This window comes from Cupriavidus sp. H19C3 (genome assembly GCF_049393815.1).
Classification (GTDB): Bacteria; Pseudomonadota; Gammaproteobacteria; order Burkholderiales; family Burkholderiaceae; genus Cupriavidus.
The window spans coordinates 113624-139149 of the sequence record NZ_CP184987.1 but is presented as its reverse complement, the minus strand read 5'-3'; the positions used below and the strand labels follow the sequence as shown (position 1 = coordinate 139149).

The window sequence follows — 25526 nt, the reverse complement described above, 5'->3', positions numbered from 1 at the left end:
ACCGGCGACATCACTGAGCCGAGAAACGACGCACTAACGTGCCCGCACCGGAGACAACATGACCGCAGCGCCTCGTGTCGATTACCAGACCGATCCCTCGCAGTACAAGCATTTCCAGATGTCGTTCGATGGCGAGATCGCCACGCTGACGCTGAACATCAACGAGGAGGCCGGCCTGCGTCCCGGCTACAAGCTCAAGCTGAACAGCTACGACCTTGGGGTGGATATCGAACTGAACGACGCGGTCAACCGCATCCGCTTCGAGCATCCCGAAGTGCGTACCGTCGTCGTTACCAGCGGCCGCGATAAGGTGTTTTGCTCGGGCGCCAATATCTTCATGCTTGGTGTCAGCAGCCACGCGTGGAAGGTGAACTTCTGCAAGTTCACCAACGAAACCCGCAACGGCCTCGAGGACTCTTCCCGATACAGTGGCCTGAAGTTCCTGGCCGCCGTGAACGGCGCATGTGCCGGCGGAGGCTATGAACTGGCGCTGGCCTGCGACGAGATCATCCTGATCGACGACCGCTCGTCGGCCGTGAGCCTGCCCGAAGTGCCGCTGCTCGGCGTGCTACCCGGCACCGGTGGCCTCACCCGCCTGACTGACAAGCGTCATGTGCGTCATGACCTTGCCGATATCTTCTGCACTACCAACGAAGGCGTGCGCGGTCAGCGCGCCAAGGACTGGCGCCTCGTCGACGAGATCGCCAAGCCCGCTGTCTTCGCGCAGACCGTGCGGGATCGTGCTCACGCGCTGGCCGCCAAGAGCGATCGTCCGGCCGACGCCAAGGGCGTAAGCCTGGTGCCGATCGAACGCACGATCGACGCCGACGCACTGCGTTACCGCTACGTCACGATCGAGATCGACCGCCAGACCCGCCGTGCCATCTTCGCGGTCAAGGCGCCGACCGGCCCGCAACCAGAATCCGTGGCTGGCATCCTGGAAGCAGGCGCCACCTGGTATCCGTTGCAGCTGGCGCGCGAGCTTGAAGACGCCATCCTGTCGATGCGTACCAACGAGCTCGATATCGGTACGTGGCTGATTAAGACCGAAGGCGATGCCAACGCCGTGCTGGCGATGGATGCCGTGCTGATGGCGCATCGCGATCACTGGCTGGTACGCGAGACCATTGGCCTGCTGCGTCGCACGTTCTCGCGCCTAGACGTATCGTCGCGCAGCCTGTTCGCGCTGGTCGAGCCGGGCTCGTGCTTCGCCGGATCGTTTCTCGAACTCGCGCTGGCATGCGACCGTATCTATCACCTCGCCCTGCCGGACGACGAAGCCAAGGCACCGAAGATCGTGGTCTCCGATGTAAACTTCGGAATCTATCCGATGGCTACCGGCCAGAGCCGCCTCGGCCGCCGCTTCTACGACGAGCAACCAGCTATGGAAGCGGTGCGCGCCAAAGCCGGTACGCCGCTGGACGCCGATGCCGCCTATGCGCTAGGCCTCGTGACCGCGAACCCCGACGATATCGACTGGGCCGACGAAGTGCGCATCGCGCTGGAAGAACGCGCTGCCATGTCGCCCGATGCACTGACCGGCATGGAAGCCAACCTGCGCTTCAACGGCCAGGAAAACATGGTGACCCGCATCTTCGGTCGACTCACCGCGTGGCAGAACTGGATCTTCCAGCGCCCCAATGCCGTCGGCGAGAAGGGTGCGCTCAAGGTCTATGGCAAGGGCGACAAGGCCGCCTTCGACTGGAACCGCGTCTAACCCGCGCATCTACCTGCATATACCTGCCAATACTCGAACTGCAGACTTGGAGACCAAGATGTCTGGTATCAATTACAGCGAGAAGATTCCCAATAACGTCAACCTCAGCGAAGACCGTACGTTGCAGCGCGCGCTCGAGCAGTGGCAGCCCAACTACCTGAGCTGGTGGAACGACATGGGACCCGAGGGCTCGCACAACTATGATATCTATCTGCGCACGGCCATCAGCGTCGATCCGCAGGGCTGGGCGCACTTTGGCCACGTCAAGATGCCCGACTATCGCTGGGGCATCTTCCTGAATCCGGCCGAAGCCAACCGCAAGATCCATTTCGGCGACCACAAGGGCGAGGACGTGTGGCAGGAAGTGCCCGGCGAATACCGCGCCAACCTGCGCCGCATCATCGTCACGCAGGGCGATACCGAGCCCGCCTCGGTGGAACAACAGCGTCACCTCGGCCTGACCGCGCCGAGCATGTACGACCTGCGCAACCTGTTCCAGGTCAACGTGGAGGAGGGCCGCCACCTGTGGGCGATGGTGTACCTGCTGCACAAGTACTTCGGCCGCGATGGCCGCGAGGAGGGCGAGGCGCTGCTGGAACGCCGCAGCGGCCAGGAAGACAACCCGCGCATCCTGCAGGCCTTCAACGAGCAGACCCCGGACTGGCTGTCGTTCTTCATGTTCACGTACTTCACCGACCGCGACGGCAAGTTCCAGCTGTGCGCGCTCGCCGAGAGCTCGTTCGACCCGCTCGCGCGCACCACCAAATTCATGCTGACCGAGGAAGCGCACCACATGTTCGTGGGCGAGAGCGGCGTGTCGCGCGTGATCCAGCGCACCTGTCAGGTCATGAACGAGCTCAAGACCGACGATCCCGCACGTCTGCGCGCGGCCGGCGTGATCGACCTGCCGACGCTCCAGCGCTACCTGAATTTCCACTACAGCGTGACCATCGACCTGTTTGGCGCCGATGAGTCGAGCAACGCCGCCACGTTCTACAGCACCGGCCTCAAGGGACGCTTCGAGGAAGGCAAGCGCACGGACGACCACGTGCTCAAGAACCAGACCTACAAGGTGCTGCAAGTGGTGGGCGGCAAGCTGACCGAGAAGGAGGTGCCGATGCTGAACGCGCTCAACGAGGTGCTGCGCGACGATTACATCAAGGACAGCATGGCGGGCGTCGAACGCTGGAACAAGGTCATCGAGAAGGCGGGCATTCCGTTCCGCCTCAAGGTGCCGCACAAGGCGTTCCATCGCAATATCGGTGCACTCGCAGGCGTCAAGGTGGCACCCGATGGCCGGGTGGTATCCGACGCGGAATGGCGCGGCCACGTCGACACGTGGCTGCCTTCGGCGGGCGACCGCGCCTTCGTGGCCAGCCTCATGGGCCGCGTGGTCGAGCCCGGCAAGTTCGCCAACTGGATTGCGCCGCCGGTCATGGGCATCAATCGCCAGCCGGCCGACTTCGAGTACATCCGCTTCAACTGAAATCGGGAGAAGATGCCCCCTTCTCCATTGGGGGCTCCATATCCACCCGGAGTTCGACATGGACATGTCCGATATCCAAGTCATCAGGCAGCACCTGATCGACCCTGAGATCTGCATTCGCTGCAATACGTGCGAAGCCACGTGCCCGGTCAATGCGATCACGCACGATTCCCGCAACTACGTCGTCGACGCCGAGAAGTGCAATGGCTGCATGGCCTGCATCTCGCCGTGCCCCACCGGCTCGATCGACAACTGGCGCGTGATGCCGCGTGCCAAGGCATACGGCATTGAAGAACAGCTTGGCTGGGATAGCCTGCCGGATGAGTTGTCGCCGGACGAACTTGGCGCGGCGGGTGTCGAGGCCGCTGCCACCCTGGCGCCAGTCAATGAGCCGGTCTCGCTGCCGGCCGCTTTCAACGGCGAAGAGCCGTTCAACAGCGCGCAGTTCGGCGCCACAGTGCCGCCCTGGTCGGCCGCGCATGCTTACACCAACCTGTATGGTGCGCGTTCGGGCAAGACCGCCCGGGCCACCGTCACCGGCAATATGCGCGCCACCGAAGCGGAGTGCGACTACGACACGCACCATATCGTGCTCGATTTTGGCGTGGTGCCGTTCCCCGTGCTGGAGGGCCAATCGATCGGCATCATCCCGCCCGGTACGGACTCGCAAGGCCGGCCGCACCATGCACGTCAATACTCCATTGCCAGCGCCCGCAACGGAGAGCGCGCGGGTTACAACAACCTGTCGCTGACCATCAAGCGCGTGGTAGAGGATCACCAGGGCAAGCCGGTACGCGGCGTGGCCTCCAACTACATGTGCGACCTGAAGGTAGGCGACACGGTCGAGGTGATCGGACCGTTTGGCAACAGCTTCTTGATGCCGAACCATCCGCGCTCGCATATCGTGATGATCTGCACGGGCACCGGCAGCGCACCGATGCGTGCCATGACGGAATGGCGTCGCCGCATGCGTAAGTCCGGTCGCTTCGAGGGCGGCAAGCTCATGCTGTTCTTCGGCGCGCGCAGCCAGGCGGAATTGCCGTACTTTGGTCCGCTGGAGAATCTCCCCAAGGACTTTATCGACGTGAATCTTGCTTTCTCGCGCACCCCCGGGCAGCCGCGGCGGTATGTCCAGGACGCCATGCGCGAGCGTGCGGCAGACCTCGCCGCACTACTGGCTGATGGCAATTCGCACTTCTACGTCTGCGGCCTCAAGAGCATGGAAGAGGGCGTTGTGCTGGCGCTGCGCGATATCGCAGTGCAGGCGGGGCTCGACTGGAACCGGATTGCCGCGGATCTCAAGCAGCAGGGTCGTTTGCAACTGGAAACCTATTGATGCCGCGCGTGATGCAGTTTGGATCGACGCTGCGCGTCGAGATCGGCGATGTTGGTATTGCAGAGGTGGTGTTCGGCCCGGCGGGCTCGATGCCGTTCACCGACGCTCAGCGCCATGCCGATCTTGCCGGGTTGTGGCGCCAGCTCGGCAACGATGCTGACGTGCGCGTGATCCTCGTGCGCACGGAAGGCAAGGGCTTCTGTGCCGGCGGCACGGCGGAGTTGGTCGAGAACCTGCTCGACAGCGAAGCGGCCCGCCTGCGGTTGATGCGCGAGGCGAGGGAACTGGTGCAGGGCATGATCGACTGCGATGTGCCGATCATCTCAGCAATCCGGGGTGCCGCGGTCGGTGCAGGCGCGGCCGTGGCACTGCTAGCCGATATCTCTATCGCATCCCGCAGTGCCAAGATCATCGACGGGCATACCAAGCTGGGGATCGCGGCTGGCGACCATGCCGCCGTGATCTGGCCGCTGCTGTGCGGCATGGCGCGCGCGAAGTACTACCTGCTGACCTGTTCGGCGCTATCGGGAGAAGAGGCCGAGCGCATTGGCCTGGTGAGTCTTGCGGCTGCCGATGAGGAAGTTGACACTCGCGCGCGCGAACTTGCTGTGCAATTGGCTGCAGGCAGTGCAACCGCACTGTCCTTCACCAAACGATCGCTCAATCACTGGCTGCGCGCGGCGTGGCCTGCGTTCGAGCACTCGTTGGCGCTAGAAGTCCTTGGGTTCGCAGGCGCCGATGCCCGCGAAGGTCTGTCGGCGCTCACCGAGAAGCGCCTGCCGCGCTATGGCATGCGATAGGACCGGAGACTACGCCAGTCCCGTGGTTTCCGTCGACCTGCCAACGGTCTTGCGCAGCAAGGCAAACGCCTGCGCCAGCGATTTGCCGCTGGTGTCGACCGTCATATCCGCCTGCGAGTAGAACGGCGCCCTGCCACTCAGAATTTGCCGCAGATCTTCCATGGCCTGGCGGCTATCCCCCATCGGGCGCGAATCGCCTTGGGCAATGACCCGGGACATATGATCTTCCGGGTCGGCCTGCAGCCAGATGGTGGTGCAATGTGCGAGCAGCTCATTGAATGTCGCGGGATCGGAGACAATGCCGCCCGGCGTGGCAATGACCACGTCGCGGTAGAGCTGAATGACCTCTTCGAGCGCGCGGCGTTCATAGCGCCGGTAGGCGCTGGTGCCGTACAGCCCGTGGATCTCCGACACGCTGCAGCCCGCGACCTTCTCGATTTCCCGGTTGAGCTCGACAAACGGGATGTCCATGGCTTCCGCGAGCATCTTGCCCAGCGTCGACTTGCCGGCGCCTCGCAGTCCGATAAGCGCAAAGCGACCGCTCCGGTCCGGGTCGGAAGTATCCGTGCCGAGCAGTTGCCCGACCGCAATGCGGACCCGCCGCAGATCGGCTTCGGAACGGTTCTCCAGCAGTTCACGCAACAGCAGCCATTCAGGCGAGCTGGTCGTGACGTCGCCAATCAGTTCCGACAGCGAGCATTGCAGGGCATTCGCGATCTGCTGAAGCACCAGGATGGAGGCGTTGCCAGTGCCGTGCTCGAGATTCGCGATATGCCGCTCGGATACGTCCGCGGTGAGGGCAACCGCCTTGCGCGTCAGGCCCCGTCGGGCCCGCAGACTTCTGGTTCGTTCACCGATCGCAACGAGCAAGGGGGAGCGCATGTCTTGTGCGCTGGCTTCCTGGTAACGCTTCGAATCCGTGGTCACAGATGAGGATTTACGTTGGAGATTGCGACGGATTCTAGCAGTACCGGTTGTTTATCGCTGGTTTGCTCCGTCTCATGCTTGGGACCGTTGTCGCACCGTATCGCGGCCGGCGTTCCCCGCCAATCAATGATCTGGTCCAGTGCCTGTATGACGCGCGCAGACGGTAACGAGCAGTTGATCTCGATACCGTGCATGAAGTCCATAAACCATACGGCGTTCACCGAGACTGGCACCGTCAACTGACCTGCTAGCCGCGCTTATACCGTGACGATGTAGGGTCCGTTCCCAAGTGTGGATTCAACCGGTCGATGCAACGGTCTGATGGAATCGTTCAGCGGGTGTATCGAAGTTTAATGTCTTTCGCGGCCGTTCATTGAGTCGCCTCGCTATGGCGTTGAGCTTTGACTGGGAATAGATGGAGAGATCTGTCCCCTTTGGGAGGTACTGCCTCAGCAAGCCATTTGTGTTCTCGTTGGAACCGCGTTGCCAGGGATGTTGAGGGTCGCAGAAGTAGACGTTGACGTCGGTCGCGACAGTGAACCGCTTGTGCTGAGCCATCTCAGGTCCGCGATCCCAGGTGAGAGACTTATATAGTTCCTGCGGCAACTTGCATGCATGCTTAATCGTAAGCGGTCTTTTAAGGGCGCCCCTTGCGGCCGCCGGCGGTATCCGCTAGACGGTTGAGGGCTTGAGCCTCCAGGGCAGCAGAGCCTCGTAGTCGTCGGCGGTCTGTGCGTGTGGCAACGCCTTGAACAAGGCAACGAGATACTGATACGGATCGACGTCGTTGGCCTTGCAGGTTTCCACCAGCGAGTAAAGACTTGCGCTAGCGTTGGCACCGGCCACGGTGTCGCAGAAGAGGAAGTTTCTCCGTCCGATCACGAATGGCCTAATCGCGTTCTCGCAGGGATTGTTCGAGATCGGCCAGGTTCCGTTCTCGATGTAGCGCACGAGCTTTGGCCACTGCCCATGCAGGTAGTGCAGCGCCTTGCCGAACAGGCTTTGCGGCAGCACGGTATGCAGATGTTGCAGCAGCATCGTTTCGATCTCGGCCAGCAGCGGCTGGCTTTGTTCGGCGCGAACCTGCTGCCGTTGTTCCGGCTTCATCTTGAGCGTGTGGCTTTCGATGGCAAACAGCTTGCCGATGCGCTGCAGGAATCCGGTGACCGGGTGGTCGGGGCGCTTGTCCTTGGGCAAGGCTTGCTCCGCCTCGACCAGGTAGCGGCGCGCGTGTGCCCAGCATCCGAGATGCACCAACTGATAGGTGTTTGCGACGTCGTCGTATGGTGCATAGCCGTCGGTCATCAACACCGCCCCAGGCTTGATGCCGGCATAGAGAGCCGTAGCCTGCTTTGTCTCGCGTGTCGGGCTATAGGCAAACAACCGTACCGGCGGCCCTGTGCCATTCATCTGCGCCCATAGGAAGCTCTTTCTCTGGGCAGGCCTGCCGGGCTCCTTGAGCACCTGTACCGTTGTCTCGTCACCGTACACGACGTCTGCTTCCAGCAGATGGTCACGCAGCAGGTTGATGATTGGCTGCACCGCCTGGCCTACTCGCACTATGCTTGCGGCCAGGGTGCCGCGAGAGAGGTCCCCGCCGAAGCGATGCAGCAGCGCTGCCTGGCGGTACAGCGGCAGGCCATCCTGATACTTCGAGGTGATGCACCAGGCCAGCGCCGATTCGGTAAGGAGTCCCTTGGGAATAATGCGCGCCGGTGCCGGCGTCGTCTTGATGCCGCCGTCGCAGCATGGGCAGGCGTACTTGACCCGCTGGTGCTGGATCACGCGGACCTGCTGCGGCACGATGTCGAGCTGTTCGCTGACCTCGACGCCAATCTCGACCAGAGCCTGGCCATCGAGGGGGCAGACGCGTTCCGATTCGGGTAGTTCGTGACGAACCTCGACACGGGGCAGCGCCGGGTCGAGCGGCTTGCGGCCGCGCTTCTTGCGTTTGTGTCCGGCCACTTCGGTCTCGGGCGTACCTTCTTCTTCCTGCGCCGGCTGCGCGGCCGCCGTCGCCAAGGCCTCGGCCTCATTGAGGAACAAGTCCTTCTGCTCCGAGCCTCGCGCCTCGCTCTTTGCGGCGAACAGCTTACGCTGAAACGCCTTGAGCTGTTCCAAGAGCAGGTCTCGCTGGACCGTCATCACACGCAGTTCGCCCTTGATTGCCTCGCGTTCCGCGAGTATTGCCTTGAGCTCGCGCTCGGCGTCTCGCAACAGTTGCAGCTCGGCGGCGGTAACGGTGACGGGCGTGGATGGCATGGCGGGTTAGACCGCTGCCGCCAAACAGCGTTCACGCAGCGCGATGGTATTCTCGGTGCGGGTGCCGGCGCATCGCCTCGATGTCGATTCCCTCGAGCAGCCAGTGCAACTGTTCGACCGTCAGCGTAGCCACAGCCGCCTCGCGTGGCCAGGCAAACCGGTCCGCCTCCAATCGCTTCAACAATAGCCAGAAGCCGTTGCGATCCCACCCGAGAATCTTGATGCGATCGGCCCGCTGGTTACGGAACACAAATACAGCCGATGCAAACGGATCCAGCCCGAGCGTCTGCTCGACCAGCAGTGCCAGGCCGTTGATGTTCTTACGGAAGTCCACTGCGTCGCGATGCAGATACACCCGCAGCTCAGCGTCGAGCCGAAACATCAACGGTCTCCACTCAGTGCTTCGATCATTGCCTTTACGAGCCCAACGTCTCGCTCGCTGCATTCGAGCTCAAGTGATACACCGTTGGGCAGCTTTGCGCTCAAGAGCGCCAGCGGTTGCGCTTGCCGCGGTGGCGGATCGCCAGTCGCTGATGCCGCTTCGTGACGCGGCACCGCAACCTTTGCAAGTGTCTCGATTGGCCGCGAATCCTGAACCTCCTGGACAACCGGCACGAATGCCGGCAACGCACCTCGCGCCTGCACTGAATCTCGGTAGTCCCGAATCCATTTGCGCAACTGGTTAGCGTTGATACCGGCCTTGAGCGCCGTGCCCGAGACCGATGCTCCCGATTGAAGACAGAACTCAATCAGACGCCGCTTGGCCGCTGGCTCGTAGTCGCGCTTCCCATTGGAGCGGACTCGCACCGCCTGCAGCGGAAATAGGTCAATCTCGTCTTGGATCATGTTTGCGTCCGCAAAGTCTTTGCGGACGCTAGCCTGCCAACGTTCAGCCTTCAATACCAGACGTCGTCAATTGAGCGCTTACGCTTAATCAGAGCATTGACGACCGTCTCGCTGTCCTTGCTGTCAATCTTGACCAGCATGAGATATCGAGTCTGGCGCTCCACCAGGGTAACGATCTGGCTGCCACCACTGCCGCATAGCATGTCTCCCTCCCAATGCCCTGGTACTGCCCGGTCCTCAGCCGTGGCAGGCCGCTCCCTGATCGACACCGTTTCGCGAATCCGGCCATGGTCGTCCGTCTTTTGGGCGTGATGTCGCGAACGACGCATGGCTCGTTCACGCCGTAGGTGTTCGAGCAGTTCCTTCTTAAGCGCACCGCGGGCCTGCACGTATAGGCTGCGATAGATCGTCTCGTGTGACACCTGGTAGTCCTTGTTGACCGCGTAGGCGTGCTTAATCCAGCCTGCGATCTGTTCCGGTGACCACTGAAGCCGGAGTGCCACGACCTGCGCCAAGGCCTGGTTTCTGACGAGCTTGCATGTCTTGGGGCGGTGCGCTCGATCCCAGGCGAGTTGGTCAGCCTGATGCGCACGATAGCCATGAACTCCACCATTTCGATTGAGCTCACGGCTAATGGTAGACGCCGCCCGCCCAAGCCGAGTTGCTATCGAGCGGATCGAGAGCCCCGCCACCACGGCCCGGGAAATCTCCTCTCGCTCGGAAAGCGTCAAGGCAAGCCGGGAGCGATGCCTTGGGGGTGGCTGGATTCCGCCCGTCTGCGCCAGTATTCTCTGCACCGACGAGTGGTTGCGATCGAACAGTTGAGCAATGTGTTGCAGGGACTCGCCTTGACGCCAGCGTTCCCACATGAGTGCCTTCTGAGTCTCCGTGTAGTAGATTCGCCGTCTCTGTTTCATTTGCAGCACCCCTCAGGCTTGCAAAGCCCTTAGTGTGTTGCATCGACCGGTTGAATCCACGGGTCGTTTCAGAAAACGGAAAATAAAGCACGCTAAGCCATTGGCAGCAATCTCCGACGATAACGGTGACGGCTTGGCTCAGTGGCAGCTAAGTCTGCCTGCGTAACTTCTCCACCGTGCAAATCCCTGCACTCTTCTGGAGAAGCATCATGAACCGCTACACCAAACTTTCCCTGCTGGCCATCGCCATTGCTACGACAGGCGCTGTCGCCTATGCCGCCAAGGGCGGCATGGAAAACGACGCTCTGGCGATCACCAAGGCCAAGATTCCTCTCACCCAGGCCGTCACCGCTGCCGAGCAGCACGCCAATGGCAAGGCATCGCGCGCCGAGTACGAAAACTCGAAGCAAGGCTGGGTCTATGACGTGGAAGTCGTCAGCGGGGCCAAGGTCTTCGATGTCCGGGTCGATGCCGACAAGGGCACCGTCATCTCGTCTGCCGAGGACAAGGCGGATCACGATGACGACCACGACAAGCAAGACTGACCGCCTGCCAGTGTGGCCGGATCGCGCATGACGCCGTGATCCGGCCCGGAGACTTCATGGAACATCTCAACCAAACATTCTTCCTATGGCTGAACGCACCTGAACACCCGAATGCTCTGGTGGTGACGCTGGCCACCTTCTTTGCGGAATGGCTCATCTGGGCCGTCCCGATTCTGATCGGCATCAGCTGGCTGCGCGGCAATGTGAACACCCGCAAAGCGCTGCTGGTCGCTACCGCATCCGGCCTGCTTGGGCTGCTGACCAACCAAATCATCGGCCTGGCTTGGTCGCATCCCCGGCCTTTCATGATAGGGCTGGGTCATACGCTCATTCCCCATGTGGCCGATTCGTCATTTCCCAGCGATCACCTGACGCTGTGGTGGTCGGTTGCCGTCAGCTTTCTGCTACAGCGAGGACTGCGAAGGGCTGGCGTCGCTTTGGCGCTGTTTGGCCTCCCCATCGCCTGGTCACGCATCTATCTGGGGGTTCACTTTCCACTGGACATGCTTGGTGCCATCGCGGTCGCATCGCTCAATGCCGTGTTGGCGTTGCACGCAGCACGGTGGTATCTGGGGCCGATCTACCGGCTGGCGACCCGTATCCATTGCCTGTTGTTCGGCAGGCTGATCGCGCAGGGATGGGTGCGCGAGTGAGCCTATGGATGGGCTAAGTCTGCCTGGTCAGACTGGCGGCAATCCATTTCACCTCGGCAGGAGAACACCATGAACAATTTGCCCACGGTCAGAACAAGCGACTGGCTCAACAAAGTCCCTGAAGTCACGCTGTCGTTCTGGATCATCAAGATCATGTCCACGACGGTGGGCGAGACGGGGGCTGACTTCCTGGCGGTCAACGCGGGTTTTGGCCAAGGCTTGACGCGCACCGTCATGGGTGCGTTGCTGGCTGTAGCCCTGTTCACGCAACTGCGTACTCGCCGCTACACCCCTTGGATTTACTGGCTATCTGTCGTGTTGGTCAGCGTGGTCGGTACCCAGATCACCGACCTATTGACCGACGGCCTGGGAGTCAGCCTCTACATCAGCACTTCGGCGTTCGCCGTGGCGCTCGCCGCGATCTTCTTTGTCTGGTACCGGGTTGAACGTACCTTATCCATCCACGACATCGTGAAGCGCCGCCGGGAGCTGTTCTATTGGTCAGCCATCCTCTGCACGTTTGCGCTGGGCACCGCTGCCGGTGATCTGGCAACCGAGGCGTTGGGCTTGGGCTTTACCTGGGGCGCAGTCGCCTTCGGCGCGCTGATCGGCATCACCTATGCAGCCTGGCGTATGGGTGGCAACGCCGTGCTGACTTTCTGGATCGGCTACATCCTGACCCGACCCTTTGGGGCCGCACTCGGCGACCTGCTGACACAGGCCAAGACCTATGGCGGCCTCGGAATGGGGGCCATGTGGACCAGCGCCCTGTTCCTCTCAGTCATCGTCATGCTGGTGGCCGTTGCGCAGTTCAGCATGAACGCGGGCCGCTCCGCCCAGGCCGCCGAGTAACTCTCTTCCCACTTTCCAAGGAGAAATTATGCCCAAAACGCACTCTATCACTGGCCTTGTCGCTGCCGTGTCGGCGGTGGCGCTCGTGGCTCTGGCCACCGGCTGCTCCAAGCCTGCCGACCAAGGCCGCGCGAGCACCGCCCCTGCACCGACAGCCAACGCCAGCACGGTATTGCCGGGCAAAGCCGCTTCCAAGCTGGGCGATTTGACCGCATTTCGCAGCATCGCCACTGACGTGTCCACCATCGTAGACAAGGGTAATCTGCCCGCCGCCAAGACCCGCATCAAGGATTTGGAGGTGGCCTGGGATTCGGCTGAGGCTGGACTGAAACCGCGCGCTGCCGACGACTGGCATCTGCTCGACAAAGCCATCGACAAGGCGTTGTCTGCGTTGCGTGCCGATACGCCAAGCCAAGCTGACTGCAAGGCTGCGATGGGTACTCTGCTAAAAACCTTCGACACGCTCGAAGGCAAAGCCTGACCCGTGAGCGTGCCCCATGAAAACATCCACTGAATACGCTCTGGCCAAAGTGCCCGAAGTCACGCTGGGCTTTTGGCTCATCAAGATTGCCGCAACCACGCTTGGCGAAACCGGCGGCGATGCCGTCTCGATGTCCATGAACCTGGGCTATCTGGTCGGTACCGGCATCTTCGCGGTGATCTTTCTGGCTGCCGTCGTCGCGCAGGTCAAGGCCAAGGGCTTCCACCCCTTCCTGTACTGGACCACCATCATTGCCACCACCACGATTGGCACGACGTTGGCCGACTTTGCGGATCGTTCGCTCGGAATCGGGTACGCTGGCGGTTCGAGCTTGCTGCTGGCCTTGTTGCTCGGCTCGCTCTTCGTCTGGCATCGCACCCTCGGCTCCGTGTCGGTGAGCACCGTCAGCTCACCCAAGGCGGAAGCGTTCTACTGGCTGACGATCATGTTCTCGCAGACGCTGGGCACGGCGTTGGGTGACTGGATGGCGGATACGGCGGGCCTGGGCTACACAGGTGCGGCCGTCGTGTTCAGTGGGTTGCTTGCCCTGGTTGTGGCAGCCTACTACTGGACGGGCGTGTCCCGCACACTGCTGTTTTGGGCGGCGTTCATCCTGACCCGCCCGCTGGGAGCCGTGGTCGGCGACTTTCTGGACAAGCCGCTGAGCGCTGGCGGCTTGGCGCTGAGCCGCTATTCGGCCTCGGCCGCACTGCTGGCCTTCATGGTCATCGCAGTCCTGCTGTTCAAGCAGCGGGCGGCTAAGACCGCACATTGAAAATACGGTCATCCCAGCCAATATGGAGGAAACAATGCCATGAGAAATAGTCCTGATCAATATGACAAATTAAGCAAAGCATTTCATTGGATTACGGCCGGAATTGTTGTCACAGCATTCGTGTTAGGGCCTGGCGACTTCGGGCGAATAGTTGATGATGGAGTCGATCCAGCCACACGAAATGACATCGTGTGGCATGAATCTTTGGGTGTCGCCGTATTTGTGCTCACATTCTTGCGCTTGATTTGGGCTGCAATACGTCCGGGTGCTCCACGGCATCAGATGTCGGTATGGATGTTTGGCCTTTCCCGATTGGCACATTTTGCACTGTGGGCTTTACTTCTTTTGCTGCCGATTTCTGCGCTGCTGGCTCTAGGAAGCGAATCTCATCCTTTGACGCTATTGGGCGGAATCCGAATTAACGTGTTCCCCGCAGTTGGGAATTCTTATTTTTCCAACCTTGCAGATTGGGGCGAGATTCACAAACTGCTTGGTGATGTCATCATATGGTTGGCAGGCATTCACGCGCTGGCTGCCATATATCACCACATCAGACTAAAAGATAAGGTTCTTGTCTCGATGTTGCCGTAATGCTGGCGTAATAACTTCAAGCGGAGGGGGGAATGCGGGTATTGCTGGTCGAAGACGACCCCATGATCGGCGAAGCCATCCAGGGCGCATTGAAGGATGCGTCCTATGCCACCGACTGGGTGAAGGACGGGCAGACCGCCCTCACGACACTGGGTTGCCAGCACTATGACCTGGTTCTGCTCGACCTGGGTCTGCCAGGCAAGGATGGGCTGGAGGTGCTGGCCAGCATCCGCGCCAAGGACAACCCAGTCCCCTTGCTCATCATCACGGCGCGTGATGGCCTGGATGATCGTCTGCGCGGCCTGGATGGAGGGGCCGACGACTACGTGTCCAAGCCCTTTCAGATGGCGGAACTGCTGGCCCGGATGCGCGCCGTTCTGCGGCGCAAGGGTGGCAACGCCGCACCCATGCTCAGCAACGGCATGGTGTCGCTCGATCCGGTCACGAAAGAGGCCAGCGTCAATGGTGGCTCCTCAGTGCAACTCTCCAACCGCGAGTTCGCGCTGCTGCAAGCCTTGCTGGTTCGGCCTGGGGCCATTCTCTCGCGCAGCGAACTGGAAGATCGCATCTACGGCTGGGGAGAAGAGGTCGAAAGCAATGCCGTCGAATTTCTGATCCATTCGCTGCGGCGCAAGCTCGGTAGCGAGGTCATCAAGAACGTCAGGGGGGTCGGATGGATGGTCTCAAAAGACGCCTGAACGAGTCAGTTCAGCTCAAGCTGTCCTTCACCCTGTCGCTGGCTATCCTCGTGGTAGCCATCGTGGCGGGCGTCTTCTCGTTCCTGTCGGCCTTCGACGAAGCCCATGAGCTACAGGACGATGTTCTACGCCAGGTGGCACAGCTTATGGATAGGCAGCGCCTGTCACCGGCCCCGCCGACGCCCGATGCACGCCCAAAAGATGTCGATGAAGAATCGCGTGTGATCGTCCAGCGCTTGGACCAGGCCAACCCCTCTACGGTAGGCGTGGATGCTGGCGGCACGCTTTCTCTGCCGACGACACTGGCTGATGGGTTGCACACGCTGGAGGTCGGCGGCGAGTCGTTCCGCGTGCTGGTCAAGACCACGGCTGTCGGCGAACGCATCGCCGTGGCTCAGGAAGCGGGCTTCCGCAATGAAATCGCTCGCGATGGAGCGCTGCGCACCGTGATGCCTTTCCTGATTCTCGTGCCGGTACTGCTATTGATCGTCGCTGACCTGGTGCGCAAGATGTTCCGCCCCATTGCGGCACTTTCCAAAGAAATCGACCTGCGCGCCGAGCAGGCTCTGCACCCCGTCGAAGACCGTCACCTTCCGGTCGAGGTACGCCCGTTTGCCGTGGCCATAAACCGATTGCTCGCCCGCGTTGGCCAGTCTATGGACTCTCAGCGCCGCTTTGTGGCGGATGCCGCGCACGAGCTGCGCTCGCCTCTGACCGCACTCTCGCTGCAAGCGGAGCGGCTGGCAGATACGGAAATGTCCGGGCTGGCACGTGAACGACTGACGGTCTTGCGCCAAGGGATCGAGCGCGGCCGAAGCCTGCTGGATCAACTCCTGACCTTGGCCAGTGCGCAGGCGGCCACTGACACACCGAAGTCGCCATTATCCGTCCAGGGCCTCTACCGCCGAGTGCTGGAAGATCTCATGCCGCTGGCCGAGGCCAAGCACATCGACATCGGGGTCGAAGGCACGCAAGACGCCGAAGTGTGGGTCAGCGAGCTGGACATGATCGCCGTGGTCAAGAATCTGGTCGATAACGCCATTCGCTATACACCAGAGGGCGGGCGGGTCGATCTTTCGGTTGGTATATCGGAAGGAAAAGCCGAGCTGCGTGTTCAGGACAGCGGGCCAGGCATTCAGTTGGCCGAACGGGATCGGGTTTTTGATCCCTTTTACCGCACGCTGGGCAGCGAGCAGCTTGGTTCGGGCCTAGGGTTATCCATCGTCCAAACGATTGCCCATCGCATCGGCGCGGAAATTCGCCTCGACTTCGTGGATGAAACTCAGCAAACCGGCTTAAAGGTTTCCGTTATTGTGCCCATGAAGTAATGACTTGAGATACGAGGAGTGCAGCGAATTGCTTACTTCAACTGGTTGGTTCTATTGGGCACTCCTGTCGGCTGTATTTGCGGCGCTGACGGCGATTTTTGCCAAGGTGGGCATTCAGGGAGTTGATTCCGATCTGGCTACTTTGATCCGAACGGCCATCATCATCGTCGTCCTGTCGGCGTTTGTCGCCTACATGGGAAAATGGGCCAACCCCTTGGAGCTGTCCCCTAACAGGCTGCTGAAATACCGGCAGCGGATGTCCGCGCGACGACTAGCTGAAGCGTTAATCTGAGGACTCCATACAACCCCACATTCATGCGCGGCGCTGACACCTTCACCGAAAGTTTGTTCACCATGCGGCGGCTGGAAGATTTCGTGCCGAAGTCCCACCCCTTGCGCCCGATCCGCACCATGGCGAACCAGGCGCTGGCGAAGATGGATCGGCTGTTCGCGCAAATGTACGAGGCCGATATCAAGGGTGGCCGGCCCAGCATCGCGCCGGAGAAGTTGCTGCGGGCCATGCTGCTGCAGGTGCTCTACAGCGTCCGGTCGGAGCGCCAGCTCATGGAACAGACGCACTACAACTTGCTGTATCGCTGGTTCATTGGCCTGGCGATGGATGATGTGGTCTGGGTGCCCAGCGTCTTCAGCAAGAACCGGGAACGGCTGATCAAGCACGATGCCGTGATCGACTTCTTCAACGAAGTGCTGGCCATCGCGCAGAAGAAGGACTGGCTGTCGGGCGAGCACTTCAGCGTCGACGGCACGTTGATTAAGGCGTGGGCTGGCCACAAGAGCTTTGTACGCAAGGATGGCGACGACAAAGACGATAACGACGGTGCTGACTTCAAGGGTGAAAAGCGCAGCAACGAGACGCACGAGTCCAAAACCGATCCCGATGCCAGGCTGTATCGCAAGGGCAAAACCGCCAGTGAACTGCGCTACATGGGTCATACCTTGAGCGACAACCGCCACGGCCTGGTGGTCAGCGCCATGGTGACCAATGCGGACGGACACGCCGAGCGCGAGGCCGCGAAGGTCATGCTTAACGATGCCAGGCAGGTGATTGAGGACCTGAATGTGGAAGTCACCGTGGGTGCGGACAAGGGCTACGACGCGCACGAGTTCATTCAAGCCTGCCTGGAGATGAAGGTGACGCCGCACGTCGCACAAAACACCTCCGGCCGGCGCTCGGCCGTTCCCGACGCCATTGCAGGCACCAAGGGTTATGCCATCTCACAGCAAAAGCGCAAGCTGATTGAACAAGGCTTTGGATGGGCCAAGACCGTTGGGCGCATGCGCCAGGTAATGGTGCGCGGTCGAAAGAAGGTCGACCAAATGTTTGTGCTGAGTATGGCCGCCTACAACCTCGTGCGCATGCGCTCGCTGGGACAAATCCGCCCACAGTTGCAGTAATCGTGGTGATGAGGCCCGAAACGGTCGTCAAATCAACGAAAAAGTCGGTGAAGTGACGCCGCGCTTCCGGATTGTGAAAAATAGCGAGCCCCTCAGGCTTGTAGAGGGAAGCTTCGCTTTTTACGCGGCTAGTACTTCAGCAGCCTGCTAGTTGATATGGCAGACTGGAAGCGCTTCACGATAGTTGTCTTGCTGTTGACGTTTGGGTTCGCAACGGTCTTTATTTTGTTGGGAGGACTGGCGTCCGGCTACTCCCTTCAAAACGTGCTTTTTCTTGGCTCCGCAGGATTCTTCGTGGGCGCGATCGGTGCCCCAGAAATTGAGCCAAAGTTGTTTCGGTTTCCAAGGCTATGGCAGGTTAGTTTTTCGGTTCTTGCCGGTGTTCTAGTCGCAGTGCATCTTCAGGTGGGTGCGCTCGGCTATTCCATTGCCGTGCTCGTAGGCGTGATTCTTGGCTACTTCGCGCCATTTTGGATCAAGCACATTCAAATTCCATAGTTCGTCGACCGACCGCTCCTGGCGGTTCTGCGGACTTCGGACAACTCGAACGCTCGATTCCCCGGCCAGCACCTCGTCGTGGCCAGCTCTCCCTCGTCGGCGGCACTGACGGCGCCTTCTCGCGCGCAGCCCAAGGCGGCCGTACTCCGTACTGGCAATGGCCAGGATAGCGGAGAGCCAGCCGCAGGCTTGGCCCGCGATGTTGACGCGCTGCCCTTTTAAGGGGCGGCAAGGATCCGTCGACCAAGGGGCTGCTGATGGTTCCATGTGTCCCGCATGCGCTCGTCCAGCTCTACGGTCATTTGGTATGTATGCATTGGCCGAGACGATCAACGGCTTGTACAAGGCTGAGTTGATCCATCGTCGTACTACCTGGAAAACGCGTGAATCCGTTGAACTGGCCACGCTGGAATGGGTTGGCGTCGACGTGTTGCTGCTCTGCCAGTTCGGCGAGAGGGCCCTGCTTCTCTTCCGCTAGGGTCTGCGCCAGGTAATCGCGGTTGGCGCCTCAGTATCTTGAGCGGCTGCGTGATCAGTGCCGTCGCGGCTTGCGCATCGCGGGTATAAGAGACCATTTCGGCTTTAGCGCTGGCCCGCGAAAGGCTGCGGCTTGAGTGAGCGGAGGTACGCAATCAATGCTCGCATATCTGAGTCGTTGATATTCCGGTACCAGGCATAGGCCATAGGAGGCTTGTAGTGCATACCCTCCCGGCGTTCTCCGCGAATCGCCTTGGCGATCTGTGCGTCTGTCCAGCGTTTGAGGCCGCTCTCGTCAGGCGTCAGATTGCGCGAGACGCTGGTGCCCCATGCGCCATTGAAAACCTGCCCTCCCGCGCCGAGGTGCGCAGTGATCAGCTGTCCGTGGTCGCCGCGCGGAGTATGGCATTCCATGCAATGGCCGATATTGGCCAGATACTCGCCGTACTGTACTGTGTCGCGCGTCGAAGCCGCCGCGACGTGCTCCACAGGGGCGCCGTAATTTGGCGGGAGCGGGACATGGTATGTCGACGCTTCAACCACGTGACGGACTGGCGGTTGCGCGCGCAGGTACGCAATGATGGCAGCAAGGTCCGCGTCCCAAATGTTCCGATAAAAGCCTATCGGCATAGGCGGCCCGATAATACTACCGTCTGGCCGTATGCCATCGCGGATCGCCTTTCCGATCTGCGCGTCGGTCCATCTGCCGATACGCACTGCATTGGTACATAGCCGCTCAACCGGCTTGACTAAATGCCCGAAATGCGATTTTCGGAAATACTCCTACGATCGCAACACTTTACTAAGGTTGCGCTGAAAGCCAGTGCAGCGACGATAAACAATGATGCGACAAATTATCAAAATCGATGTTCCATTTACCGGAGACTGGCGGAACGACAAGGCCACCTTGACGGCGTTTGCAGAAACTCCAACGACGGCAGCAAATTTCTATCAACATGCAACGACGATAGAGAGTCTGTTTAATCGCTTGACCTATGGAACCCCCTCAGCACCCCAATACCCTGAACGATCGGGGCTTTCTCTTAAGGTGCATGGAGAACTTTTCCCTATTGCCCACTTCTCAAAATTGTATTTTGCTGCTTCTAACGAAGTCACAATTTGCTGGCGTGACGGCAATCAAAACTTTGATGCAACTGTCGAGGACAACCGGCCAGCTTCGGACCGATTGAGCATTTGTCATTTGGAAGTAACAACGCTTCAGGACCAAGATGACGCAAAGCTTCTTGAGCAGCTAGCAACGCAAAATACGATTTCCTCTTGGGGCGACAACAGGATGTCGGACCATTTGCGGAAGATCGAACTGCTTAAAAAGATTCTCGAGAAGAAGGGCAAAATAAATTACCCGCCGAACACTGCGCTGCTGGTGTACACCGACGAAGATAGGGTCCAAAATTATTCTTTCCCCGCGCAGCCGCCAATCGATAAGAAAACCAATTTCGAGAAGATTCTCCATGAGATGAAGCATCTCCTCTCGGGATTTTCAGGAGTCTTCGTGTATAGCAGGAATGAGATTTACTGCTCACTTCCAGTCGGTAGCAAGTAATCCGAGTCGGCAAAGCCTGTGACGGCTGATCGGGCGGGTCTAGCCGTCATCGCATGCCGAAATTGTCGACGATTCTCATAGGGACGTCGACCGTCCATTGCTGGCCGGCTTCGGCCGAATGCTTAGACCTCAGAGCCAACTGTTTCTGGCCGACCAAAGCGGCCACATTGAGCCACCCCGTCGAAGCGAGTTATTCGGGAAGAAGGTCGTCCGTGCGGTCTCCAACGCCTGTCGGGCGTTGAGCAATCCCCCAAACGTCGGGCACCGAGCTCTGCCCCAGCAATGCTATGTTGGCTCCCTCACCGGAGCCCCAATGCCCAAGCCATTCCTCCTCGCCGCCATGCTGCTGGCAGCTGGGTCTGTTCACGCCGCAACGAAGTGCCGCAACAGCAAGCTGATCCTGTACACGCAGGAAGCGGTCTGCCCAGAGGGCTATACGCTTGTCAGTGCGGATGTATCGGGCAACGTTTCCATTATCGGAAAGAGCCCGGAGATTCTGGCGCAGGAGAGTGCGGCGCGGGACAGGCGACAGGCTGAGGAGGAGCGGCGGCGTGAAGAGTCGAATGTCACGGCGACCGAGACCGTTACTGTGTGGAACAGCTCGTCAAGCGATGGCAAGAGCGTACTGTGTAGCGGACTAGCGGACGAAGCGACTCGGTTGGAGGCGCAAATGCGACGGAATTCGACTGACTGGCTAAGGGAGCGGCATCGCGAGGTTCGCAATCAGCAATACCGAAATCGCTGCTAGATTCCTGCGGATACAAGTTCCGGCGGCAGAAAGGTTGTTTACATCGCGAGCACCGGGTGTTGCTGATCCCAGACCTACCGTGAGGTATTTCCGCAATCATCTGAGATTTAACATAAGTTATATTAGATAAAAAGTGCTTAATGGGTTGCTTGGTGGGTGTCGAGTTTTCACGCTGCGTCCAATTCAGAGGCGATCTAGCTCGCGTAGGCTATCTGATAGCTACTAGCTAGATTCACGCCTTCCAATGCCTCGCGAAGCATAGCGCTGATCACCATCAGCGCGTTGTAGGGGTCATGCCAAGATACGGCCGATTCGCTATCATAAGCCTTGCGGTTATATAGAAAGAGACGAATCGCTTCATTTCGATATAAGTGGGAATTCCTCTGGCTGCCCATTTGGCTCGCACGGCAAGTCGCTAGGAAGCGGAGAACGCCACCCCGATTTGGCGTGCCCGTTTCATCTCGTCAGCGTGCAGGTAGATCGAGGTGGTCGAAATCGACGCGTGCCGCAGATTGTCCCGGACCGTCGTCAGTTCCGCGCCGCGTGCCAGCGCATGGGACGCATGCGTGTGCCGCATCCAGTGCGGGCTGGCCTGCCGCAGCTTCTCGGCGGCAACCGGGTGGTCGGCCTGGATCAACTTCGCCGCTTGCACGAAGAACCGTCGCAACACGGCCCACAGTCGCGTGCCCGTGATGCCGCCGGCCGGGTCCTGGCCAAGGCCGCCGATCAACGGGGTATTCGGGTCCCAGCGTGCCCGCGTGACTGGCAGGCCGCGCTCGACCAAATACCGGTCGAGTGTCACGCGCGCCAACGGCGGCAGCGCTACCTTGCCCGCCTTGGCCCCCTTGCCGACCAGGCTGAGCCAGTGGTCGCCATGGGCATCGATTTCGATGCCACGAAGGGTTGCGCTGACGAGTTCGCTGGCGCGCAGGCCGGTCGCATAGGCGAAATCCAGGATAAAGCGCAGGCGCTGGGCCGCGGAGGCATCCCAGCCATAGGACCACTCCAGTCCGTTAGCGAGCGTGCGCACCAACATCCATTCCCCCTCGGTGAACACGTGCGACGTATCCAGCGGCACGGCACGCGTGCCGCCGCGCACCTTGATGCCCGCGAACGGATTCGCCAGCACATAGCGTTGTTGGATCAGCCAACGGAACATGGCCCCGAGCACCGACAAGGCATAGGCCGTTGAACGCGGAGATAGGGCCTGCGCAAACGGGCGCCATTCGCTCGAGGTGCGTGGTCGAGGTGGTCCCACCCAACGCTTGTGTGGCGTCGGCCGACGCAGGAAAGTGCGATAGGCAATCGCGTCCTCAGTGGTGAGCGACGACAGCGGGCGTTCGCGCTCGACGATCGCCCACAGGATCAGGCGCTCGGCTTCCTTGCGATAGGCCCGCTGGGTGGCCGGCGATTCGTGCAGCGCCAACCAGGCCTGGACGGCCTGGTAGTCGTTCGACGCGCCAAGGGTGCAGGTTTGCCACGGGGCGCGGAAAGTCCCCGACGAGCCATCGACCTCGTGGGGCAGGCGCAGGTGCTCCCATGGCACGATCACCCCGCGGTCCGCCACGGTGATCAGCGCCCGGGCGCGCTCGGTGAGTTGCGGGTGCTCGGCGAAGAAGGCCTCGATACGTCGGGCGCTCGCCGGACCTAGGCCGGGCACCGCCGTCCACCAGCGACGCCGGCGCGGAATGCGCACCGTCAGGTCCGCCAGCGTCTCGATGCCGTGCGCGCGCAGCGCCTGCACGGCACGAGATGGCAGCCACTGGCCGATGTCGTCGCCGACCTGCGGCTGCGGCGGGGGCAAGCGGCGCAGCAAGTCGACCGCTTGGCTGATGGCCTTAGCCCGCCCGACCCGCTCGGCTGCGCCGTGCTCGAACAAGGCGGCTACATCCTGGCGCTGCCGGCGGCGCGCGAAATCGGCCAACTGTCGCCGGATGTGGCCGAGGATGCCGCGCGCGGACTGGCCGCTGGCCTTGCGCTCGCCCAGGTAGCGCGCCACCGCGTCGCGGGCCGACAGCCCTTCGTACCAGGCGCGTAGCGCGGCCAGCGACGCCGCATCGGGGAAGTCAGGCGGCGCCTGATGGGTCTGGGGGTTGGCCGGCAGCATTTTCATGTCTACCAGTTTAGTGCATCGATGAATCTATTGCGATAAGAAAAGTTATCTCAATAGTGTACTGGCGCGCTCTCCAGCCGATCGAACGATCGAACTAAGGTCCGTAGCCGTGAACGGACGGAAGAGCCAGCAGGAACCTGGTCAATCCCCTCCACTGCAGGAAGAGCCACGAGTCCTCAGGCAGGGTTGGCCCTTTTTTCATCGACTTGCCGAATGGCCATCAGCATCAAGATCGCGCCTACGCCGAGGCTGGACGACAGCCACAGGGCCTTGGCGCCAAACACATCCAGGCACACACCAAAGAGCCATGGCGCCAGCGCTTGCGCAACACGCGCCGGTACCATCAGCACACCCTGACGATGCCCGTATCCGCTGGGACCGAAAATGACCAGGGGCAAGGTGCCCTTGGCGATCGTCAGGATGCCGTTGCCCGCGCCATGCAGCACGCCAAACAATGCCGCTGCGGGCGCGCCGGCGATGCCAAATGCAAGCGCGCCTGCTGGATGAAGTGCCGCGGCAATGCGGGCCGAAAGCAGCGGATGGACTTTACGTAGCAAGCCGAACTCGAGTATCCGGGCGGCGACCTGGGCAGGGCCGATGAGAGCACCGATCATCACGGCCGTGGCCAGTGTGGTGCCACCGGCTTGCAGCAGCCGCGGCAAATGCGCCGCCATGGCCGTGCTGATGAACCACGTGGCGGCGAAGACGAAAGCCAGCGCGAACGATGCGAAACGCTGCGACGCCAAGTCGCTCGCAGCAGGAACATCAATTGCTTGAGGCTTATTAGTCGGCTTCAAGCTCGCGCCGCCAAATGAGCCGCCCGGCATGCTCAGGTTCAGCGCGAGTCCGAGAGTCAGATGGAGGGCTGCCCAGCTCAGGCAGGCACCGCGCCATCCAATGTGCGACTCCATAAACGTCGACAGCGGCCAGCCGACTGTGCTCGCGAAGCCGGCAATCAGCGTGATGCCGGTAATGGCATTGCGCGAGCGATTGCCATAGAGCACAACCAGCGTTGCGAAGGCGGCTTCGTACAGCCCGCTACCCATGCCGATGCCAATGATCACCCACGCGACGAACATCCCGACTACACCTTGTGCCATCCCAAGGGCAGCCAGCCCGATCGTGAAGATCAGGCTCGTGCCGACCAGCACTGGCCTGCCACCCGTGCGGTCGATCAAGCGGCCGGCCGAAGGTCCGAGAATAGCCGAGACAATGAGCGCAGCACTGAACGCGGCGAAGACCGTCGGTGTCGAAATGCTGAGGTCGCGCGCCATCGACGTGGCCAGCATTGCCGGCAGATAGTACGTCGACCCCCACGCCAGCGTCTGGGCAACGCCCAGCCGTGCAATCACGCTGCCGCTTGGCTCGATCGCCATACCCGCCCCATGTCTTGGCTCTTATTCGACTTCACCGTCGTCGGTATCGTCAACCTTGGCGTTTTGTTCATGGCCCATAGCGGCGGAAGCAAGTGTTGAAGCGACCTGCGGCTCAGCCTCTTTGCGCTCGCTGTACCGATCCGTCAGGTAGTCAGAACGATCACGCGTCGGAGTCAATTATCGGTCTGCTAGGAGCGGCTCTTCTTTCTGCCAAACCGTAGGGGCTGGGTGCCGGATATCGCGTACCTTTTCCATATCATGACGCGTGGCCTGGAAATACGGCTGCCGCTCCTCGGAAGATCTGAATACTGCCCATTCCTCTGGGCGGACACAGAAATTCACCTGGAAAGCAATCAGGGCCCGCGGTAGGACTTCTCCCCGGCGTCGGGCGAGGAGTTCAAGCAAGGCAAATTCCTTGCTGGTCATGCGATCCACTTTGTTGGCGGCCGACGTGTGCCGACGAATCGGGGGAATGGGTTACAACTTTAGTTGTGCGAACGAGCCAGTAAGCCGGCGCCCCCAAAACGGTTGCTGTCACTGTCCTCGGACTTGGGGCGCGTTTGGGGTGTAGGGCTTTGTGCCGTATTGGTTTGACGTGGAAGCGACAGCCTATGTGGGGTCTTCGGGGCGCGCTGCAGCGCGTCTGCGCGCCACCTACGATATCCGCCTTTCTCAACGTTTTCTTCTCACCCCCGAGTTGCAGACGAATGCTTATAGCAAGACCGACGAGGCGCGCAGGATTGGCAGTGGGATTACGGATACAACAATGGTCTGCGACTCAGGTATGAGATTCGGCGTGAGTTCGCCCCATACATCGGCCTCGTCTGGGGAAAGAAGCTGGACCGCTGGACTCGCCCGCGCCGCCGGCGAACGTACCGTCGATAAACAGATCGTAGCGAGCGTGCGCATCTGGTTCTGATCCTGTCTGCCAGATTACTTCTTGCTTTCCGGGGCATTACATTTCGTATCAAGGACGCAGGCAGGCTATCGCGCGAATAGAATGACAAGGGTGGATGGAGCAGCCAGGTGGGCTTCGATAGATTCGCATGGGGTCCGCGCATGGGCGGTCGGGAACAACTGATCCAACAGATATTCGACGCAACCCATTGAGCTATGGCGA

The 25526-nt window shown here is 60.7% G+C and carries 25 protein-coding genes and 6 pseudogenes; 19 read left to right on the top strand and 12 right to left on the bottom strand.

The features are described 5' to 3' along the window. Positions 1-58 precede the first annotated feature (58 nt). Genes boxC through DFLDMN_RS31530 form a run of 4 tightly spaced genes read left to right on the top strand, consistent with a single transcriptional unit; the run spans position 59 to position 5339 of the window. Entirely contained in the window at positions 59-1717 is a 1659-nt protein-coding gene (gene boxC, locus DFLDMN_RS31545; RefSeq protein WP_423200635.1) for a 2,3-epoxybenzoyl-CoA dihydrolase, read from the top strand. A 58-nt stretch (positions 1718-1775) separates the two neighbouring features. Then, positions 1776-3203: a benzoyl-CoA 2,3-epoxidase subunit BoxB gene (boxB, locus tag DFLDMN_RS31540; RefSeq protein WP_423200634.1), complete on the top strand. Its 1428-nt coding sequence runs from the start codon at positions 1776-1778 to the stop codon at positions 3201-3203. A 58-nt stretch (positions 3204-3261) separates the two neighbouring features. Further along, a complete protein-coding gene (boxA, locus tag DFLDMN_RS31535; protein ID WP_423200633.1) occupies positions 3262-4539 on the top strand; it encodes a benzoyl-CoA 2,3-epoxidase subunit BoxA in 1278 nt (425 codons plus the stop codon). Further along, a complete protein-coding gene (locus tag DFLDMN_RS31530; protein ID WP_423200632.1) occupies positions 4539-5339 on the top strand; it encodes an enoyl-CoA hydratase/isomerase family protein in 801 nt (266 codons plus the stop codon). The genes boxA and DFLDMN_RS31530 overlap by 1 nt, the downstream gene beginning before the upstream one ends. Before the next feature lie 9 nt (positions 5340-5348). Here the strand turns inward: DFLDMN_RS31530 and DFLDMN_RS31525 are convergent, their stop codons facing one another. From DFLDMN_RS31525 to DFLDMN_RS31495, 7 genes and pseudogenes are all read right to left on the bottom strand, one after another. Beyond that, on the bottom strand, positions 5349-6266 hold the full coding sequence (locus tag DFLDMN_RS31525) for a helix-turn-helix transcriptional regulator (RefSeq protein WP_423200631.1): 918 nt from the start codon (positions 6264-6266) through the stop codon (positions 5349-5351). A 74-nt stretch (positions 6267-6340) separates the two neighbouring features. Further along, positions 6341-6505, bottom strand: a pseudogene (locus DFLDMN_RS31520) (IS3 family transposase); the annotation flags it as partial. 58 nt (positions 6506-6563) lie between these two features. Further along, positions 6564-6890 (bottom strand): annotated as a pseudogene (locus tag DFLDMN_RS31515) (IS30 family transposase); the annotation flags it as partial. A gap of 48 nt (positions 6891-6938) precedes the next feature. Continuing rightward, on the bottom strand, positions 6939-8528 hold the full coding sequence (gene tnpC, locus DFLDMN_RS31510; RefSeq protein ID WP_008652249.1) for an IS66 family transposase: 1590 nt from the start codon (positions 8526-8528) through the stop codon (positions 6939-6941). A gap of 31 nt (positions 8529-8559) precedes the next feature. Continuing rightward, the gene (gene tnpB / locus DFLDMN_RS31505; RefSeq protein ID WP_008652247.1) at positions 8560-8910 is read right to left on the bottom strand and encodes an IS66 family insertion sequence element accessory protein TnpB; all 351 of its coding nucleotides are present in this window, start codon (positions 8908-8910) and stop codon (positions 8560-8562) included. Continuing rightward, complete coding sequence (gene tnpA, locus DFLDMN_RS31500; RefSeq protein ID WP_008652244.1) at positions 8910-9374, bottom strand: IS66-like element accessory protein TnpA; 465 nt, start codon at positions 9372-9374, stop codon at positions 8910-8912. The genes tnpB and tnpA overlap by 1 nt, the downstream gene beginning before the upstream one ends. 53 nt (positions 9375-9427) lie before the next feature. Then, positions 9428-10291, bottom strand: a pseudogene (locus tag DFLDMN_RS31495) (IS30 family transposase); the annotation flags it as partial. 209 nt (positions 10292-10500) lie between these two features. On the opposite strand from DFLDMN_RS31495, the gene DFLDMN_RS31490 reads away from it, so the two are divergent. The 12 genes and pseudogenes from DFLDMN_RS31490 (at position 10501) to DFLDMN_RS31435 (ending at position 18606) form a co-directional block, all read left to right on the top strand. Beyond that, a complete protein-coding gene (locus DFLDMN_RS31490; RefSeq protein ID WP_006491232.1) occupies positions 10501-10836 on the top strand; it encodes a PepSY domain-containing protein in 336 nt (111 codons plus the stop codon). A 56-nt stretch (positions 10837-10892) separates the two neighbouring features. Continuing rightward, entirely contained in the window at positions 10893-11489 is a 597-nt protein-coding gene (locus DFLDMN_RS31485; protein ID WP_423200630.1) for an undecaprenyl-diphosphatase, read from the top strand. Between the two features lie 69 nt (positions 11490-11558). Then, positions 11559-12341 carry a membrane protein gene (locus DFLDMN_RS31480; RefSeq protein ID WP_006486529.1) on the top strand — a complete coding sequence of 261 codons (783 nt, stop codon included), beginning with the start codon at positions 11559-11561 and terminating at the stop codon, positions 12339-12341. A gap of 28 nt (positions 12342-12369) precedes the next feature. Then, the gene (locus DFLDMN_RS31475; protein ID WP_012492771.1) at positions 12370-12822 is read left to right on the top strand and encodes a hypothetical protein; all 453 of its coding nucleotides are present in this window, start codon (positions 12370-12372) and stop codon (positions 12820-12822) included. 16 nt (positions 12823-12838) lie between these two features. Continuing rightward, positions 12839-13597: a membrane protein gene (locus tag DFLDMN_RS31470; protein ID WP_006486551.1), complete on the top strand. Its 759-nt coding sequence runs from the start codon at positions 12839-12841 to the stop codon at positions 13595-13597. A 39-nt stretch (positions 13598-13636) separates the two neighbouring features. Beyond that, positions 13637-14188 (top strand): cytochrome b, encoded by a 552-nt coding sequence (locus DFLDMN_RS31465; protein ID WP_423200801.1) that lies wholly within the window; start codon positions 13637-13639, stop codon positions 14186-14188. 32 nt (positions 14189-14220) lie between these two features. Further along, positions 14221-14886, top strand: a complete 666-nt coding sequence (locus DFLDMN_RS31460) for a response regulator transcription factor (RefSeq protein ID WP_295084429.1) — start codon at positions 14221-14223, stop codon at positions 14884-14886. Further along, positions 14862-16214 (top strand): sensor histidine kinase, encoded by a 1353-nt coding sequence (locus tag DFLDMN_RS31455; RefSeq protein WP_423200800.1) that lies wholly within the window; start codon positions 14862-14864, stop codon positions 16212-16214. Before DFLDMN_RS31460 ends, DFLDMN_RS31455 begins: the two co-directional genes overlap by 25 nt. Positions 16215-16242: 28 nt before the next feature. Then, positions 16243-16443: pseudogene (locus DFLDMN_RS31450) on the top strand (EamA family transporter); the annotation flags it as partial. Between the two features lie 86 nt (positions 16444-16529). Beyond that, positions 16530-17630 (top strand): IS5-like element ISRme1 family transposase, encoded by a 1101-nt coding sequence (locus DFLDMN_RS31445; RefSeq protein WP_205182406.1) that lies wholly within the window; start codon positions 16530-16532, stop codon positions 17628-17630. A 156-nt stretch (positions 17631-17786) separates the two neighbouring features. Further along, a complete protein-coding gene (locus DFLDMN_RS31440) occupies positions 17787-18128 on the top strand; it encodes a hypothetical protein (protein WP_423200799.1) in 342 nt (113 codons plus the stop codon). A gap of 307 nt (positions 18129-18435) precedes the next feature. Continuing rightward, entirely contained in the window at positions 18436-18606 is a 171-nt protein-coding gene (locus DFLDMN_RS31435) for a hypothetical protein (protein ID WP_423200809.1), read from the top strand. 104 nt (positions 18607-18710) lie between these two features. Here DFLDMN_RS31435 and DFLDMN_RS31430 read toward each other — a convergent pair whose 3' ends face one another. Continuing rightward, positions 18711-19094 carry a c-type cytochrome gene (locus DFLDMN_RS31430; protein WP_423200798.1) on the bottom strand — a complete coding sequence of 128 codons (384 nt, stop codon included), beginning with the start codon at positions 19092-19094 and terminating at the stop codon, positions 18711-18713. Between the two features lie 352 nt (positions 19095-19446). On the opposite strand from DFLDMN_RS31430, the gene DFLDMN_RS31425 reads away from it, so the two are divergent. Both DFLDMN_RS31425 and DFLDMN_RS31420 read left to right on the top strand, forming a co-directional pair. Continuing rightward, entirely contained in the window at positions 19447-20169 is a 723-nt protein-coding gene (locus DFLDMN_RS31425) for a hypothetical protein (RefSeq protein ID WP_423200797.1), read from the top strand. A 313-nt stretch (positions 20170-20482) separates the two neighbouring features. Next, the gene (locus DFLDMN_RS31420) at positions 20483-20917 is read left to right on the top strand and encodes a hypothetical protein (protein WP_423200796.1); all 435 of its coding nucleotides are present in this window, start codon (positions 20483-20485) and stop codon (positions 20915-20917) included. A 415-nt stretch (positions 20918-21332) separates the two neighbouring features. Here the strand turns inward: DFLDMN_RS31420 and DFLDMN_RS31415 are convergent, their stop codons facing one another. The 4 genes and pseudogenes from DFLDMN_RS31415 to DFLDMN_RS31400 all read right to left on the bottom strand — a co-directional run. Then, positions 21333-23024 carry a phage integrase family protein gene (locus tag DFLDMN_RS31415; RefSeq protein ID WP_354681679.1) on the bottom strand — a complete coding sequence of 564 codons (1692 nt, stop codon included), beginning with the start codon at positions 23022-23024 and terminating at the stop codon, positions 21333-21335. A gap of 182 nt (positions 23025-23206) precedes the next feature. Beyond that, positions 23207-24406: an MFS transporter gene (locus DFLDMN_RS31410; protein ID WP_205182402.1), complete on the bottom strand. Its 1200-nt coding sequence runs from the start codon at positions 24404-24406 to the stop codon at positions 23207-23209. A gap of 21 nt (positions 24407-24427) precedes the next feature. Then, positions 24428-24571, bottom strand: a pseudogene (locus DFLDMN_RS31405) (arsenical resistance protein ArsH); the annotation flags it as partial. Positions 24572-24745: 174 nt separating this feature from the next. Then, positions 24746-24832, bottom strand: a pseudogene (locus DFLDMN_RS31400) (DNA-binding response regulator); the annotation flags it as partial. Positions 24833-24983: 151 nt separating this feature from the next. Between DFLDMN_RS31400 and DFLDMN_RS31395 the strand changes: the two are divergent. After that, complete coding sequence (locus tag DFLDMN_RS31395; protein ID WP_374105059.1) at positions 24984-25325, top strand: copper resistance protein B; 342 nt, start codon at positions 24984-24986, stop codon at positions 25323-25325. Positions 25326-25526 lie beyond the last annotated feature (201 nt).